The sequence below is a fragment of the Aeromicrobium sp. SORGH_AS_0981 genome, assembly GCF_031453195.1.
Taxonomy (GTDB): Bacteria; Actinomycetota; Actinomycetes; order Propionibacteriales; family Nocardioidaceae; genus Aeromicrobium.
Genome location: NZ_JAVIZD010000001.1, coordinates 671,199 through 687,157, shown reverse-complemented (window position 1 = coordinate 687,157; position 15,959 = coordinate 671,199). Strand labels below are relative to the sequence as shown.

Here is a 15,959-nt window from a genome sequence, read left to right as displayed (position 1 = left end):
GTCGGCGTCGTACGCCAGAGACGCCTGCGAGACCTCAAGATCACTCGGCGCGGCCTCAAGGCATCGCTGAGCAAGATCTCCACGGCCCATCCACGCGGCTGCGATCACTATCGCCACAGTCGTCAACGCGCACCCGACCAGGACGCCGGCGAGGAACTGACGATTTACCCGTGATCGTGCAGATGTCGATGACATGAACCCATGGTGGCGCATGACGTCCCGGGCGGTTCGCGCGGTCGAGTCTGGATCAAGCTCCTCGTGATCGACGTGCAGCTGGCGGTGCTCGGGAGCCTACGAGGGCAGGACGGCCAGCACGCCGTGCACGAACAGCTCGACGCCGATCGCGAGGATGAGGAAGCCCATCACGCGGGTGAGGGCGCCGATGCCGGTCGGGCCGAGCCGGTCGACGACCGGCGTGGCGAAGCGCAGCGCGAGCGCGATGAGCAGACCGATCGCGAGGCCCGCGACGAGGATGCCGACGCGGTCGAGCGGGTCGGGGTGGCGCGCGGACAGCGCGATGACCACGCCGATCGCCCCGGGCCCGGCCACCAGCGGCAGCGCCATGGGCGAGAAAGACACGTCAGCCTTCGCGGCGGCATGCTCCTTCTCGGCGTCCGTGCTCGTCTCCCGCGGCACGATCATGCCGAAGCCCGAGTGCGCCACGACGAGGCCGCCGGCGATCTGCAGCGAGGCGATCGTGATGCCGAAGGCGCTCAGCACGAGGCTGCCGAGGAGCGCGAAGACGCCCAGGATGGCCGCCACGTAGATGCCGGTGCGCCACGCCTGGCGTCGCACCTGGTCGGCGGGCTGTCCCTCGGTGAGGGCCGCGAAGGCGGCCACGGCCCCGAGCGGGTTGGTGATCGGCAGCAGCGCCGCGAGGGCGGCGATGGCCACGGAGACGGACGTCACGCCTCCATCGTGGCAGCCACGGACGACGCGGGCGCGTCGGCCCTCTCGTAGTCCCCGTCGCCGGTGCGACGCACCAGGCCCTGCTCCTCGAAGGCGTCCAGCCAGCCCTGCATGGGCCACCGCCCCCAGCGGTCGCGGAACAGGCGGCCGTTGCGGAGCACGTCGTCGAGGTGCTGCACCGGCGGGGTCTGCGTCGGGTGGTGCTGGTGCGAGGCCCGCGCGCCGCCCACCCACGCGAGCGGCACCCCGGCGGCCGCCGCCCGCTGCCCGAAGTCGGTGTCCTCGGCGCCGTAGCCGGCGTACGCCTCGTCGAACCCGCCGACCCGCTCCCAGGTCTGCGGCGTGAGGGCGAAGGAGAGCGACCAGAACAGGTCGTGCCCGTCGGTGTCGACCACGACGTCACCGGGGCACGGACAGGGGCGAGCGGCGTGAGGGGTCGCGAGGGCGTGCACCGTGTGCAGGTCGTAGCCGCCGGCTGGTGGCGGGGGGAGGTAGGAGACCGGTCCGCAGAGCACCGCGTCCTCGGTGAGTGGACGCCGCGACGCCTCCTCGTAGGCGAGGACGAGCCCGGGGGAGGCGATGCAGTCGACGTCGAGGAACACGAGCAGGTCGGCTCCGCGCTCGATGGCCGTGCGCGCCCCGAGGTTGCGGGCCGCGGCGAGTGGCAGCCGCTCGTCGGTGCGGGGCAGGTGCACGACGTGCGGACGTCGCCCGGGCGCCGGCCACGACGCGGCGCGGGGGTCGTCCATCGCGACCACGACGTGGTCGTCGGGTGGCACGGCACCCTCCGCGAGCGACCGCTGCTGCAGCCACAGGTGTCGGTGCCGCCCGTGCACGACCGTGACGACCGCGACCCGGCCCGGACCCTGCGGCGTCATCGGTCGGCCGTCCGTGCGTGCGCCACCTCGAGGACGACCTCGGCGGCGCGGGCGGCGCCCTTGCCGTCGTTCCAGACCTCCCAGTCGCGGCCGTCGCGACGTACCGCCTGCTCCAGCAGGGTGGCCCAGTCGTCGTCGGCGGGCGCCTCGGCGACGACGACCGGCAGTCGCCCGTCGGCCCGCAGCGCCGCAGCGGTGGTCCGCTGCTCGTCGTGCGGGCGCTCCTGCGGCACGACCACGGCGGGTCGACGGGCCGCGGCCACCTCGGCCAGCGCGTTCTGCCCGGCGTGGGTCACGACGACGTCGGCGCGCAGCAGGGCGGGCCACGGGTCGTCGAGCCAGGTGCCGGCGTGGCCGCCGAGCACCGTCCACGTCCAGCCGGGGGTGCTGCGTCGGGCGCGCTCGAGCGAGGCGTCGTCGATGCCGGGTCCACCGGTGCCCGACAGGACGGTCACCTGACGGGTGGCCGGTGGTGCGACGGCGTCCGGCTCCGGCCGGTCGTCGAAGCGGGAGAACGCGCCCACGTGCACGAGTCGTGGGTCGTCGGCGGCGACCCCCTCGACGACGCCTGCGACGTCGGCAGGCCACGGTGCGACGATGCGGTCGGCGAGGTCGAGGGCCAGCTGGTGCGGCCGATCGGTGCGCACGCCGGGCTGCAGCATCTGCACCACGGGCACGCCGTGCAGGCGGCAGAGAGCAGCCACCTCGACCGACGTGTCCACGACGACGACGTCGGGGTCGGTCGCGTCGATCCACCGCGAGATCGTCGACATGCGCGAGCGCAGTCCGTCGTGCCCGCGAGGCACCCAGTGGAAGACGCCACCGGCGGTCGGGTCCGGCGGGAGCTCGAACGGGTCGTCGTCGGCGTCCGGGTCGAGCCCGATCCACAGCTGCGGCCAGCTGCGCGGGGCGCGCAGCGTCGACAGCCCGGTCACCTCGTGCCCGACGAGGTGGGGCAGCAGCGTCGTCGCCCGCATGACGTGCCCGTGCCCGTGGTGGTGCACGTAGTAGCCGATCATGAGGCCTCGGCCGGCCGGGTCGGGCTCGAGGCGCGGGCGTACAGCTCCTCGTAGCGGGTGACCATCCGGTGCACGGAGCAGAGCCGCACCGCGTGGTCGCGGACGGCGGCGCGGTCGAGCGCCACGGCCTCGCGGGCGGCTCGGGCGAGGTCGTCGACGTCGTCGGGCCGGGCCAGCCGCCCGGCCGAGACCCCGACCACCTCGGCCAGAGCGCCGCGCGCGAACGCCGCGACCGGGGTGCCGCAGGCCATGGCCTCCGCCGCGACGAGGCCGTACGGCTCGTCCCACTGCGGCGTCACGAGCGCCACGCCGGCGCGCCCGACGAGGTCGCAGAGGGCGTCGGTGTGCAGGTGGCCGACCAGGCGGGCGTCGTCGCCGAGCAGCGGCTCGACCTCGCGACGCACGTAGTCGGCGTCCAGCACGGGTCCCGCGAGGTCGATCGCGAGCCCGGCGCGTCGGGCGGCGAGGATGGCCAGGTGCGGAGCCTTCTCCGGCACCAGCCGGCCGGTCCACACCGCCCGCCCGCCCCCCGGCCCAGGCTGCCACCGGGACGTGTCGACGCCATTGGGCACCACCTCGGCCTGCACGGCGTGGGACCAGGCGGCGGCGGTGTGCCGGCTGACCGCGGCGAACGTCGACGCGTCGCCCGACATCGCGATGGCCGACTCGAGCCAGCCCAGCGGCGGGGTGTGCAGCGTCGTCACCATCGGCACCGACAACATCGGCGCCATCGCGACGGGGAGGTGGTGGAGGCTGTTGTTGTGCACGACGTCGAAGCGCGACTGCCCGCCGCGGGCGAGCCGGAGCATGAGCGCCAGGTACGCGTGGTGCTCGCGCATCCATGCGTCCGGATGGGCCCCCACGTCGGCGCGCGCCGCCGCGCTCGGCTCGAACGGCGGCACGTCGAGCTCCTCGACGTCGAGTGAGGGGTCGGACCCGGGTGCGGCGAAGACGCTCACCCGGTGGCCGCGGTCGGCGAGCGCGTGGGCCAGCGTGGCCGTGTGCGCCTCGAGGCCTCCCTGGAACGGCTCGGCGACGGGGAAGCGGGCGGACGCGACGAGGCAGATCCTCATCGGCCACCCACGGTCGCGATGCTGCACGCACCCGTCAGGGCGTCGGTGTAGACGGTGGCGTGGGCCTCGGCGAGCTGGCGACGCTGCGCCAGCCGCTGCGCCACGGTGGGTGCGGGGGTGGGCGTCGACGTCCACGCGTCGCGCACCGCGGCCACGAGGCTGTCGGCGTCGAACCGGTGCTCGTCGAACGTGAACGCGTGCACCGGCCCCTGGTCGGCGTAGTAGCCGCAGCTCGGAGCGGCGACGGGGGTGCCGACGTCGCGGCAGAGCTCGAGCCAGCCCGAGTGGGTGCCGAAGCGGTAGGGCAGCACGGAGAGGTCCAGCGACGCCAGGTAGTCGACCAGCTCGTCGTCGGTGAAGTAGTCGTGCACGCGCACGTCGACGACGACGGGGGCGTCGGCGAGCCAGGCGGCGAGGTCGGCGTCGAAGCGCGCGCCGCCCGGGTCGAGCACGTCGGTGTGGCCGTCGACCTGCAGCACGCCGCCCGGCACCTGCTGGACGGCGCGGAGCAGCGTGGGCAGGAGGGTGGCCGGGTCCATGCAGGCGCGCAGGCTCTTGACGTGCAGGCCGACGCGGAACTCGCCGCCGCGCTCCGCGGGTGCGGGACGGTGTCGGGCGAGCCGCTCCATCGTGGTGGGCTCGACGACGTGCGGGTGGGGGAGCACCAGCGCGTCGCGGTCCCACCGCCGGCGCACCTCGGCCGCCGCTCCGTCGGTCAGGGTGACGACGACCGACGCCGCGGGCACGAGCACGTCGAGCTGGGCGTCGTGCAGGGCACGGTCGAGGTGGTGAGGGTTCCGCAGGTCGTGCACGGTGAGCACGAGCGGCTTGCCGTGCGTGCGCAGCGCCTCGACCAGCGCGGTCAGCTGCGCCGGGGCGAGGGCATCGAAGCCGAAGTGCACGTGCATCAGGTCGAAGGAGTCGTGCGACCGCTCCACCCAGGCTGCGTCGAGCATGGCGGGCGGCCACCACGGCTGGCCCGCGGCGGCCGGGCCACCCCCGGGCGCGGGGTCGGCCAGGCGGCGGACGGGGTCGTCGAGGTCGCGGTCGGGCGACGACAGGTGCCGCACGTACACGTGCCCGGAGGGCACGGACGCGATCCTGATCTCGGGCCGACCCTGGCGTGAGGCCGTGGACTGCCCGCTGGACGGTTCCGTGTCGGCGAGCGGCATGCTGACTGACCCCCTCGAGGCTGTGGGCGACCGCGGACCGGTCGCGTCCCAGGAGGTACCCGTGCCCGAGGGGGTCAACCCCTCCGCGGACGCAGCAGGGGGAGAGCGTCGCTCGACGCTCTCCCCCTGCTGCGAGCCCTCGGCCCATCGGGGGTGGGGCTCAGAGGTCGAGCGTGCCCACCCAGCGCTCGCCCTCGTCGCCGCCCCACGCGTCCCAGGCGACGCGACCGGGCGACGGGAAGCCGTCGGAGCCGTTCTTGAAGCCCTCGGCGTCCTTGTCGACGTCGTGCCGCTTGAAGTAGGCGCGCATCTTCGTGGCCTGCTCGTCGGTGAGCTTCTCGCCGTTCGCGAGCTGGTGGGCCCGGTGGTCGCCGGTGTCGGTGAAGCCCTTGCCGGCCTTGCCGTCCTCGATCCAGCGGACCGCGCGCTGTGCGGTCTCCTGCACGCCCTTCGGCGGCTGGTGCTTGCCCTCGCTCATCGTCGGACCTCCTCCGTCAGGCTGATCAGGGGTTCTCGACGACGCCGTGGTCGCTCTTGTACGGCTCGCCGGTCAGCTTCGACTTCACGAGGCTGATCGCGGACGCCACCTTGCTGCCGGGCGTGTCCCAGTACTCCGCCTTGTCGACGCGCACCTTGATCAGCGTCGAGTTGTCGCCCTCGGGGCCCTCGGGCAGCCACGCCTCGGCGAAGGTGTTCCACAGCTCCTTCAGCTTGGCGAGGTCGTCGACGACCTCCGCGTGGCCCGTGAGCGCCACCCAGGAGTCCGACGAGCTGAACGTCAGCTGCACGTCGGGACGCTGTGCGACGTCGCGGGTGTGCTCGGTGTCCTTCGCCGTGATGAACCACAGCTCGGCGGGGTCGAGGTCGGTGTCCTGGCGCGCCATCGGGATGCTGCGCAGGGTGCCGTCGTCGGTGATGGTCGTGAACATCGCGATCCGCAGGTCGGTCAGCAGGTCGTCGAGGGTCTTCTCGTCGGTGGTGTCGCTCATGGTGGCTCCTCGTCTCGGGGGTCCTTTCGACCGTAGGACGGGGTCGGCAGGTGCGCCTCCCGAACGCCGCGGGCCTGGACCCGGACGGCGTGCGGCGCGGGTGGCGCTGCGGCGGCTCGAGGTGCAGGGGTCGGGATCGTCGCCGAACCTGGAGGCATGACCGAGATCAGCCGCACGTTCACCGTCCAGCCCGCTCCGTCGACCGTCCTGGACTACCTGAAGGACTTCTCGCACGCCGAGGAGTGGGACCCGGGCACGGAGTCGTGCCAGCGGATCGACGACGGTCCGGTGGCCGTCGGCAGCCGGTGGCGCAACACGTCGAAGATCGCGGGCGTGAGCACCGAGCTGGAGTACGAGCTCACCGAGCTCGACGACACGCACGTGCAGTTCGTGGGCACCAACGACACCGCCCACTCGACCGACACCATCACCGTCCAGCCGCACGGCTCGGGCAGCGAGATCACCTACGTCGCCGACATCCAGCTCAAGGGTGCCGCGAAGCTCGCGACGCCTGTCGTCAAGCTGGTCTTCGAGAAGATCGGCAGCGACACCGAGGACGACCTCGTGCAGGTGCTCAACCGGCTCTGAGGCATCTGCTGCTGGACCGGACCTCGGGGGCGGGGCGGGAACATCCCGCTGCCTCCTGACGTTCACCCCCAGGTCCGCGCCGTGGTCGACGATGGAGTCCGCGCGCCACGAGCACGCCCGGCACCGACCCCAGGGGACCGCATGAGCACCGCCACGACCGACCCGACCGCGACGACGGACACGCCGCCGCTGCCGCGCGAGCACCTGCTCGTCATCGGCACGCTGCTGGTGGCGTCGTTCGTGGTGATCCTCAACGAGACGGTCATGAGCGTGGCGGTGCCGGTGCTCCAGGACGACCTCGGCGTGCCGCCGTCGACGGGCCAATGGCTGACCACCGCGTTCATGCTCACGATGGCCGTCGTCATCCCGCTCACCGGCTACCTGATCCAGCGCGTCGCGACCCGCACGCTCTACGTCGCGGCGATGTCGCTGTTCACGGCGGGCACGGTGCTCGCGTTCGCGTCGCAGGGCTTCGCGATGCTGCTGGTCGCGCGGGTCGTGCAGGCGTCGGGCACCGCCGTGATGCTGCCGCTGCTCATGACGACGGTCATGACGATCGTGCCCGTCGCCCGGCGCGGTGCGATGATGGGCAACATCACGGTCGTCATCGCGGTCGCCCCCGCGCTCGGCCCGACGCTCTCGGGATTCGTGCTCGACCACTTCGGGTGGCGCTGGATCTTCGGCGTCGTCGCACCCGTCGCGCTCGCCGCCCTCGTGGTGGGCGCCCGGTACGTGGTGAGCGTGGCAGCCACGGGCGACCAGAGGATCGACGTCGTGTCGGTGCCGCTCTCGGCGCTCGGCCTCGGCGGCCTCGTGTACGGACTCGTCGGCATCGGCGAGCACGCGCAGGGGTCGTCGGGCACGCCCACCTGGCTGCCGTTCGTCGTCGGCGGCGTGGCCCTGGCCGCCTTCGTCGCCCGCCAGCTGCAGCTGCAGCGCGACGACCGGGCCCTGCTCGACCTGCGCGTGTTCACGTCGGGCCAGTTCCGCATCGCCACCGGCGCGATGCTCATCGCCATGGCAGCCATGTTCGGCTCGTTCCTCCTGCTGCCGCTGTTCGCGCAGCAGGCGCTCGGCCTCAGCGCGCTCGAGACCGGACTCATCACCCTGCCCGGCGGCGTCGTGATGGGCGTGACCGGACCGTTCGTCGGCCGGCTCTACGACCGGTTCGGCCCGCGTGTGCTCGTCGTGCCGGGCTCGCTGCTCGTGTCGGCGGGCCTGTGGCTGCTGGTCGACGTCGACGCGGACACGTCGGTCGCGTGGCTGGTGGGCGCCAACCTGGTGCTGATGCTGGGTCTGTCGGCCACGTTCACGCCGCTCATGACGACCGCCCTCGGGTCGGTCGAGCCTCGTCTGTACTCCTACGCGAGCGCCGTCGTCGGCAGCTTGCAGCAGGTGGCCGGCGCGGCCGGCGCAGCCCTGTTCATCACCATCATGACCGTCGTCTCCGCGAGCGGCGTCGACGCCGGGCTCGGCGAGGGTCCCGCCTTCGTCGACGGCGTGCAGCGCGCGTTCCTCGTCGGCGCGATCCTCAGCCTCGTGCTCGTCGCCTTCTCCCCCTTCCTGCGCAAGGCGAGTGGGTCGGGGGAGGTCGTGCACTGAGGGTCTGACCTTGCTGGTGCGCTGCCTGCGGTCGGTCTCGTCCTGCTGGTCTGCTGCCGCAGGGGGTCTCGTCGTGCTGCTGCGCTGCCTCGGCCCCCGCTGGGGGTGGTCTCCGCAAGGGCCTTGACCGGGCGGTTGGCGGCGGCGCTGGTCCGGGGTCTCGGGCTGTGGGTTGGTGCTGGGGTGGACGCAGGATGCTGCGTTCGCGCATCGGAGCTCGAAAAGTTCTGCGTTTGCTCCGGGATCCCGTCGTGAAGGCAGAAGCCTTCGGCCGCGACGCCCCTCATCGGTGGATTCTCAACCGCAGAAGCGCTCCTGCGGTTGCTGATCCACCGATGAGACGCGCCAACGCAGCATCTTGGCCCGAGAACGCAGAAACGAAGAACCGTGCATCACCCGAGAGCCCAGACCAGACCCCGAGACCCGAAACCAGCCCCAGAGCCGCTGCCGGTCGAGGCCCTCTCGGAGGCCAGACCCAGCGAAGGCCGAGGCAGCGCACCAGCAAGGTCACGACGACCGCAGGCAGCGCACCAGCAGGACGAGACCCGACGGGCACCACCCCGTCGGGACCACGTGGATCCGGCGCCACAACTGGGCAGAACGCGCCAAAGGAACCACTCTCGTCTACACTTGCCGGAGCAGGAGCCGTACGGCCCGCACTCGTGGGTGGGTGCTCAGCCACCGACCCGCCGCCGAGATCACTGGCGGCCGAGTCGCCGTACGCCCTGTCGCGGTGACGGGCACGACCCGTCCGCCGCCGGCCGAGGCAGACGTCCGGCCGTGGAGGAGGAGCCTGTTGGCCACGAGAACGCAGCAGCGGAACCCGCAGAAGGCACGCCAGAACGGCAGCGGGGCCCGGCGCAAGAAGCACGACGACGACACCGGACTCATGCCCGTGCTCGCGAAGGCGGTGCGCGAGGTCGAGAACGCCGTGCAGCGACGACGCGTCACCGCGTCGACCCGCGCCACCTTCCAGGCCGTCGGCCTGCTGGTGCGCGAGGAGCGCGCCCGCGTGAAGACCGACCCCGACCTCACCGAGCCGCAGCGCGCCGACCAGCTCAAGCGCCTCGACGGCGTCGCCACCATCCTGGCCAAGACCGCGACGCGCGAGCCCGCGCTGCTCATGCTGCTCACCGACGACGCCGAGATCTCCAGCTCGACCCTCGCCCTCAAGCGTGAGCTGATGGCAGCCGCCGGCCTCGAGCTGGCCGCCGAGCCGCCCGCCTCCACCACCGAGCTGCGGGTCGACCGCTCCGTCGTGCCCCGCTCCGTCGTCGCGCGCCAGCTCGCGAACCCCTTCATGCCGCCGGAGTTCTCCCCCGAGCCGCCGCCCCGCACCGGGCCGAGCCGACTCGCGACGTGGGAGCTCATCGGCCCTCTGCTGTCGTCGTTCGAGCGGGCCGCCGCCGGCGCGCCCGCCTGCATGGAGCTCCCCGAGCCCCTGCCGCTGAACCACCGCGGACCCGAGCTGATGCGTCACCAGGCCCAGCTCGTGTCGTCCGCCGCCGAGGGACACCGCACGTTCCTGCTCGCCGACGAGCCCGGCCTCGGCAAGACCGCGCAGTCGCTGCTCGCCGCGCACGCCGCGCAGGCGTACCCGCTGCTCGTCGTCGTGCCGAACGTCGTCAAGGCGAACTGGGCGCGCGAGGTCGGGCTGTGGACGCCGCAGCGCGCCGTCACGGTCGTGCACGGCAACGGTGACGACATCGACGCGTTCGCCGACATCGTCGTCGTCAACTACGAGATCCTCGACCGCCACGCCGGCTGGCTCGGCGACCTCGGCTTCCGCGGCATGGTGCTCGACGAGGCCCACTTCATCAAGAACACGTCGTCGCAGCGGTCGCGCCACGTGCTCCGCATCGCCGACCGCATCCGCAGCCGCACCGCGCGACCGCTCATGATGGCGCTCACCGGTACCCCGCTCATCAACGACGTCGAGGACTTCCGCGCCATCTGGCAGTTCCTCGGCTGGATCGACGAGAAGAAGCCGCTGCCCGAGCTGATGCACCGGCTCGACGAGACCGGCCTGACGCCGCTCGACCCCGGCTTCTTCCCCGCCGCCCGGCAGGCCGTCATCGACATGGGCATCGTCCGCCGTCGCAAGATCGACGTCGCCGCCGACATCCCCGCCCGCCGCATCGCCGACATGCCCGTCGAGCTCGACGGCGAGGCCGGCCGTTCCATCCGCGCCGCCGAGGCCGAGCTGGCCCGCCGGCTCGTCGCCCGCTACGACCGGGCGGCCGCCGCGCGCGTCGAGGCCGGTCACCCGGTGGCCGAGGTGCTCGACCTCGACCTCGTCCGCAAGGTCGCCGCGTGGGAGCGCGAGGAGGCCAACGAGTCGACCGGCGAGAACGTGTTCTCGATGGTGCGTCGCATCGGCCAGGCCAAGGCCGGTCTGGCCGCCGACTACACCGCCCAGCTGGCGCGCAGCGTCGGCAAGGTCGTGTTCTTCGCGAAGCACCTCGACGTCATGGACGCCGCGCAGAAGGCGTTCGAGGAGCGCGGCATCGGCTACTCGACGATCCGCGGCGACCAGACCGCCGCGGCCCGGGCGAAGGCGATCGACGCGTTCCAGAACGACCCGGGCACGCAGATCATCGTCTGCTCGCTCACGGCGGCCGGTGTCGGCATCAACCTGCAGGTGGCGTCGAACGTCGTCCTCGCGGAGCTGTCGTGGACCGACGCCGAGCAGATGCAGGCGATCGACCGCGTGCACCGCATCGGCCAGGAGGAGCCGGTCACCGCGTGGCGCATCATCGCCTCGCAGACGATCGACACGCGCATCGTGGAGCTCATCGACAGCAAGGCCGGGCTCGCCGCGCGCGCCCTCGACGGCGAGGACACCGAGGTCGACGTCACCGACGTCCAGCTCGAGGCACTCGTCGGCATCCTGTCGGACTCGCTCCGTTCGCGTCGCCGCTGACCCGACCCGCCTCCACCCGCGCGTTTGCGTGGGGCCCCACCCGAACGTGCAAGAACGACGCATGGTTGCGGTGGGGGGAGCGGGTTTGCGTGGGGCCCCACGCAAACGGGCCGGCGGACGCGAGGCGGACGGGGGCCGCGCGGATCAGCGCCGGGCGGTGACGTCGCGCGGGACGTCGGGGACGTCGCCGGGCCAGTCGCCCAGCCGTTCGCGACCGGGTGAGCCGTCGTCCGTGCGGACGTTGACGAGGCTGAAGGTCGTCTGTCCCGGCACGGGTTCGCCGCGCTCCACCCACCCGGCCTCGGCCGCTGCCGCGTCGACCTCGAACTCGGGTCCGTCGCCGGTGTCGACGCTGACCGTGATCTGCGTGTTCGGCAGGTACCCGGTGCGCACCGACCACGCCGACTCCACGAGGAAGGTGACCAGCGCGGGCCCGTCGACGATCCGGTACCCCGGCGCGACCGTGACGCGGACGTCGTAGCCGGTGTTGCCCTTGATGTTCGGCGGCTCGCCCCCGGCCAGGTCGATCGTCAGGCCGGGGATGCTCGAGACGGCAGCCTGCGCCTGGCGCAACGTCTGCCCGCCCGACTCCGCGTCGTGAGGGATGTCGTGGCGCGGGCCGCCGGGAGCCCCGCAGCCCGCGAGCGCGACGAGGACCACGAGCGCTGCCCGGATGCCTCTCGCCCTCGAGCCACGGCGCGTCGTCGTCGGGGTGCCCATGCGGGAGATCCTGGCATCTTCGGGGTCGTGCCGTAGCGGGGTGGGTCGTCCTGCTGGTGCGCTGCCTGCTGCAGGCGCGGCCTGCTGCTGCGCTGCCGCAGGCGGTCTCGACTCGCTGCTGCGCTGCCTCGGCTGGCGCTGGGGCTGGTCTCCGAAAGGGCCTCGACCGGGCGGCTGGCGGCGGCGCTGGTCTGGGGTCTCGGGCTGCGGGTCTCGCTCGGGGTGGACGCAGGATGCTGCATTGGTGCGCTGAGGGTCCAACGGTTCTGCGTTGGCTACGGGATCCCGTCGCGAATGCAGAAGCGTTCAGCGTCGACGCGCGAAGGCAGCATCGTGGCCGCGGTTTGCCGTGGGAAGTCGCACGATTCTTCCTTCTCGTGGACCGGTCCACGAGAAGGAAGAATCCTTCCGCGCTCGCGCCCGCCAGCGGTGGATCTGCCACCGAACACGGGCTCAGAAGGTGGAGGATCCACCGCCCGCACGCGCCAACGCAGAACCTTGGCCCGAGAACGCAGAAACGAAGAATCGTGCGCCGAGGGCGGGCCCAAGCCAGACCCCGAGACCCGAGGCAGCCCCCGGCCCGCTGCCGGTCGAGGCCCTCTCGGAGGCCAGACCCAGCGCCAGCCAAGGCAGCGCACCAGCAGGACGAGACCCCCGCAGGCCGCGCAGCAGCAGGACGAGACCCCCGCAGCAAGCGCACCGGCCTGGAAAGGCCCCGCGTCAGGCCAGCGCGCGGTCGAGGTTGATGGCGGCGCTGATGAGGGACAGGTGGGTGAAGGCCTGGGGGAAGTTGCCGAGCTGGTCGCCGGTGGCGCCGATCTGCTCGGCGTAGAGGCCGAGGTGGTTGGCGTAGGTGAACATCTTCTCCAGCGCGACCTCGGCCTCGCGCAGACGGCTGGCGCGGGTGAGGGCCTCGACGTACCAGAACGAGCAGAGGCTGAAGGTGCCCTCGCCGTCGCCCACTCCGTCGCCGTCGGCGTCGGCGTCCTCGATGCCGTCGGGCGCGGCGTGGACGTCGTAGCGGAAGACGAGGCTGTCGGCGACGAGCTGCTCCTCGACGGCGGCCAACGTCGACAGGAACCGCGGGTCGACGGGCGAGCAGAACTTCACCATCGGCATCAGCAGCACGCCGGCGTCGAGCACCGGGTCGGCGTCGGGGTCGGCGTCCGGGTCGTGCTCGGCCATGAGGAACGTCTCGTGGTGCGGGTCCCAGTGGTCGCTGAGGATCCGCTCGTGGATCTCGTCGCGCACCCGCGACCACGCGCCCACGTCACCGGGCAGCCCGCGGCGCCGAGCCATGCGGATCATCCGCTCGACCGCGACCCAGCACATGAGCCGGCTCGTGGTGTGGGCGCGCACGTCGCCGCGGATCTCCCACATGCCGGCGTCGTCGGCGTCCCAGTGCTCGAGCACCCAGTCGAGCACGCGCCGCAGGTCGTTCCACGCGTCGTGGCTGATGCCCGGACCGTACTTGTCGAACAGGTAGACGGCGTCGATGACCTCGCCGTAGATGTCGAGCTGCAGCTGGTCGACGGCGGCGTTCCCGACGCGCACCGGACGCGAGTCGCGGTAGCCCGCCAGGTGGTCGAGCTCGTGCTCGTCGGTGGGGGCCGATCCGTCGATGTCGTAGAGCACGCGCAGCGGTCCGAGCTCGGCCTCGTCGTCGCGCTCCTCGCCGAGCCGCTCCGACAGCCAGCGCGTGAACGCGTTAGCCTCCGACGTGAACCCCAGGCGCAGCAGCGCGTACAGGCTGAAGCCGGCGTCGCGGATCCACACGTACCGGTAGTCCCAGTTCCGGGTGCCGCCGATCGTCTCCGGCAGGCTCGTCGTGGGGGCGGCGACGACCGCGCCGCTGGGCTCGTGGGTGAGCAGCTTGAGGGTGATGGCGGAGCGGTGCACCGTCTCGCGCCAGCGTCCGGCGTACGTCGACTGCGACAGCCAGCTGCGCCAGAACTGCGACGTCGCCTCGAACAGCGCCGACGTGTCGGTGTCGTCGCAGCCGTCGGTGGGGGTGTCGGCGTGCGGGTCGAGCACCTCCAGCACGAACAGGGCCCGCTCGCCCTCCTCGAGCGTGAACTCGGCGGTCACGTCGCCCGCATCGACCTCGAGCGGCACCGTCGCGCCGAACGCCATGCGCACGCCCGGGTCGTCACCCCGGCCCTCGCAGGTGAGGGAGACCCCGTGGCCCGACGCCACGTCGAGCGGCTCGAGGTCGGGCGTCGTGCGCCCGTAGTGGGGGCGGGCCGCCACTCGGGTGCGGACCACGGAGCGTCCGCGGACGGCCACGACGCGACGCACGAGGCGCTGGCGGTGGTCGGGGTCCTCCGCGCGGAGCACGGGCATGAAGTCGTGCACCTCGACGACGCCGTCGTCGGTGAGGAAGCGGGTGGCGAGGATCGCGGTGTCGGGGAAGTAGAACTGCTGCGACCGCACCGACCCGTCGACCGGCTCGAGCTCCCAGGCCCCGCCGCGCTCGTCGTCCAGCACCGACGCGAACACGCTCGGCGCGTCGAAGCGCCCGGGACAGAACCAGCCGATGGTCCCGTCGGTGCCGACGAGCGCGGCCGTGCGCAGGTCCCCGACCAGGCCGTGGTCGGAGATCGGCAGCGGCCCCGACGTCGGACCCGGTGGGATTCCCGTCATCGCAGGTGCCAGCCGCGCTCGCCCGCAAGGTCGAGCGCCGCCTGCGGGCCCCACGAGCCCTTCTCGTACGACTGCACCGGCGGCGGGTCCTCCAGCACGGGCGTGATGACCTGCCAGAGCCGGTCGACCTCGTCGCCTCGCGTGAACAGCGTCTGGTCGCCGTGCATGACGTCGAGCAGCAACCGCTCGTACGCCTCGAGCGGGCGGTGCTCCGGGTCGTCCTCGGGCAGCGTGAAGGTCGCCGACGCGCGGGTGAGCTCGAACGTCGGGCCGGGGCGCTTGACGTGCAGCGCGGCCGTCACCTCGGGCGCCTCGCCGAGCTCGAGCACGAGGCGGTCGTCGCCGTCCTGACGCTCGTCGAACAGCGGCTCAGGCGCCCGGAAGAACAGGGTCGCGGTGCGGCGGGTCGCCGCCATCGCCTTGCCGGTGCGCAGCAGGAACGGCACGCCGCGCCAGCGGTCGTTGTCGACGTGCACGCGGACGGCCACGAAGGTCTCCACCTCGGAGTCGTCGTCGACGCCCTCCTCGTCGCGGTAGCCCTCGTACTGGCCCCGGACGACGTCCTCGGGGCGCAGCGGCTGCACGTCGGCGAACACCGCGGCCTTCGCGTCGCGGAGGTGATCGGCGTCGATGCTCTCGGGCCGCTCCATCGCCAGGAAACCGAGCACCTGCGAGAGGTGCGTCGAGACCATGTCGCGCAGCGCGCCGGTGGCCTCGTAGAAGCTGCCGCGGCCCTCGATGGTGAGCTCCTCCGGCACGTCGATCTGCACGGCGCAGACGTGCTCGGCGTCCCACGACGGCTCGAGCAGACCGTTCGCGAAGCGCAGCGCGAGCACGTTCTGCACGGCCTCCTTGCCGAGGAAGTGGTCGATGCGGAACACGCTGTCCTCGCCGGCGACCTCGTCGAGCGTCGCCTGCAGCGAACGCGACGACTCCAGGTCGGTGCCGAACGGCTTCTCCACGACGATGCGTGCGCCGTCGGCGATGCCCGTCTCGCCGAGCATGCGGATCATCGGTTCCATCGCCGCGGGCGGGACGGACAGGTAGACCAGGCGGCGTGCGTCGCCGCCCAGCTCGGACTCGGCGTCGCGCACGGCGGCCGCGAGGTCGCTGCCGTCGTCGGCGTCGGAGGTCTGGAAGCTGGTGCGCGACACGAGCTGCTCGGCGACGTCGACGTCGAGGTCGTCGACGAACTCCTTGAGCCCGTCCATCACCTGCTCGCGGAAGTCCTTCTTCGGCTCGTGGCGCCCGGACCCGATGACGCGGTAGTCGGCGGGCAGCCGGTCGGCGAGCGCCAGCCGGTAGAGACCGGGGAACAGCTTGCGCTTGGCGAGGTCACCGGTCGCGCCGAACAGCACGACGACCTGCGGAGGGAGGGAAGAGGAGGAGCTCACGACACGTCCTGGCGTCAGGGGAACGGGGTCACGTTCCACGCTAGGAGCG

General features: G+C 72.6%; 13 protein-coding genes. 3 read left to right on the top strand and 10 right to left on the bottom strand.

What is annotated here, in order from left to right:
* Positions 1-291: 291 nt before the first annotated feature.
* The 7 genes from QE370_RS03610 to QE370_RS03580 all read right to left on the bottom strand — a co-directional run bounded on the left by QE370_RS03610 (position 292) and on the right by QE370_RS03580 (position 6,040).
* The gene (locus QE370_RS03610; RefSeq protein ID WP_309633464.1) at positions 292-909 is read right to left on the bottom strand and encodes a MarC family protein; all 618 of its coding nucleotides are present in this window, start codon (positions 907-909) and stop codon (positions 292-294) included.
* Positions 906-1,787, bottom strand: a complete 882-nt coding sequence (locus QE370_RS03605; RefSeq protein ID WP_309633463.1) for a galactosyltransferase-related protein — start codon at positions 1,785-1,787, stop codon at positions 906-908. Before QE370_RS03605 ends, QE370_RS03610 begins: the two co-directional genes overlap by 4 nt.
* Positions 1,784-2,806, bottom strand: coding sequence for a glycosyltransferase (locus QE370_RS03600; protein WP_253027462.1), 1,023 nt, complete (start codon positions 2,804-2,806; stop codon positions 1,784-1,786). Before QE370_RS03600 ends, QE370_RS03605 begins: the two co-directional genes overlap by 4 nt.
* On the bottom strand, positions 2,803-3,879 hold the full coding sequence (locus QE370_RS03595) for a glycosyltransferase (protein WP_309633462.1): 1,077 nt from the start codon (positions 3,877-3,879) through the stop codon (positions 2,803-2,805). The genes QE370_RS03600 and QE370_RS03595 overlap by 4 nt, the downstream gene beginning before the upstream one ends.
* Positions 3,876-4,970, bottom strand: a complete 1,095-nt coding sequence (locus QE370_RS03590) for a glycosyltransferase (protein WP_309633461.1) — start codon at positions 4,968-4,970, stop codon at positions 3,876-3,878. Before QE370_RS03590 ends, QE370_RS03595 begins: the two co-directional genes overlap by 4 nt.
* A 241-nt stretch (positions 4,971-5,211) precedes the next feature.
* On the bottom strand, positions 5,212-5,529 hold the full coding sequence (locus tag QE370_RS03585) for a hypothetical protein (RefSeq protein ID WP_253023599.1): 318 nt from the start codon (positions 5,527-5,529) through the stop codon (positions 5,212-5,214).
* Positions 5,530-5,554: 25 nt separating this feature from the next.
* Positions 5,555-6,040: a pyridoxamine 5'-phosphate oxidase family protein gene (locus QE370_RS03580; protein ID WP_309633460.1), complete on the bottom strand. Its 486-nt coding sequence runs from the start codon at positions 6,038-6,040 to the stop codon at positions 5,555-5,557.
* Between the two features lie 156 nt (positions 6,041-6,196).
* Here QE370_RS03580 and QE370_RS03575 point away from each other — a divergent pair, with 156 nt between their 5' ends.
* From QE370_RS03575 to QE370_RS03565, 3 genes are all read left to right on the top strand, one after another.
* Positions 6,197-6,628: an SRPBCC family protein gene (locus QE370_RS03575; protein ID WP_253023597.1), complete on the top strand. Its 432-nt coding sequence runs from the start codon at positions 6,197-6,199 to the stop codon at positions 6,626-6,628.
* Between the two features lie 141 nt (positions 6,629-6,769).
* Complete coding sequence (locus QE370_RS03570) at positions 6,770-8,230, top strand: MDR family MFS transporter (RefSeq protein ID WP_309633459.1); 1,461 nt, start codon at positions 6,770-6,772, stop codon at positions 8,228-8,230.
* Between the two features lie 796 nt (positions 8,231-9,026).
* Positions 9,027-11,153 (top strand): DEAD/DEAH box helicase, encoded by a 2,127-nt coding sequence (locus QE370_RS03565; RefSeq protein ID WP_308207040.1) that lies wholly within the window; start codon positions 9,027-9,029, stop codon positions 11,151-11,153.
* A gap of 144 nt (positions 11,154-11,297) precedes the next feature.
* Here QE370_RS03565 and QE370_RS03560 read toward each other — a convergent pair whose 3' ends face one another.
* The 3 genes from QE370_RS03560 to zwf all read right to left on the bottom strand — a co-directional run bounded on the left by QE370_RS03560 (position 11,298) and on the right by zwf (position 15,910).
* Positions 11,298-11,873, bottom strand: coding sequence for a hypothetical protein (locus QE370_RS03560; protein ID WP_309633458.1), 576 nt, complete (start codon positions 11,871-11,873; stop codon positions 11,298-11,300).
* Between the two features lie 720 nt (positions 11,874-12,593).
* A complete protein-coding gene (locus tag QE370_RS03555) occupies positions 12,594-14,516 on the bottom strand; it encodes a glycoside hydrolase family 15 protein (protein WP_309633457.1) in 1,923 nt (640 codons plus the stop codon).
* Positions 14,513-15,910 carry a glucose-6-phosphate dehydrogenase gene (zwf, locus tag QE370_RS03550; protein ID WP_309633456.1) on the bottom strand — a complete coding sequence of 466 codons (1,398 nt, stop codon included), beginning with the start codon at positions 15,908-15,910 and terminating at the stop codon, positions 14,513-14,515. The genes QE370_RS03555 and zwf overlap by 4 nt, the downstream gene beginning before the upstream one ends.
* Positions 15,911-15,959: the final 49 nt, after the last annotated feature.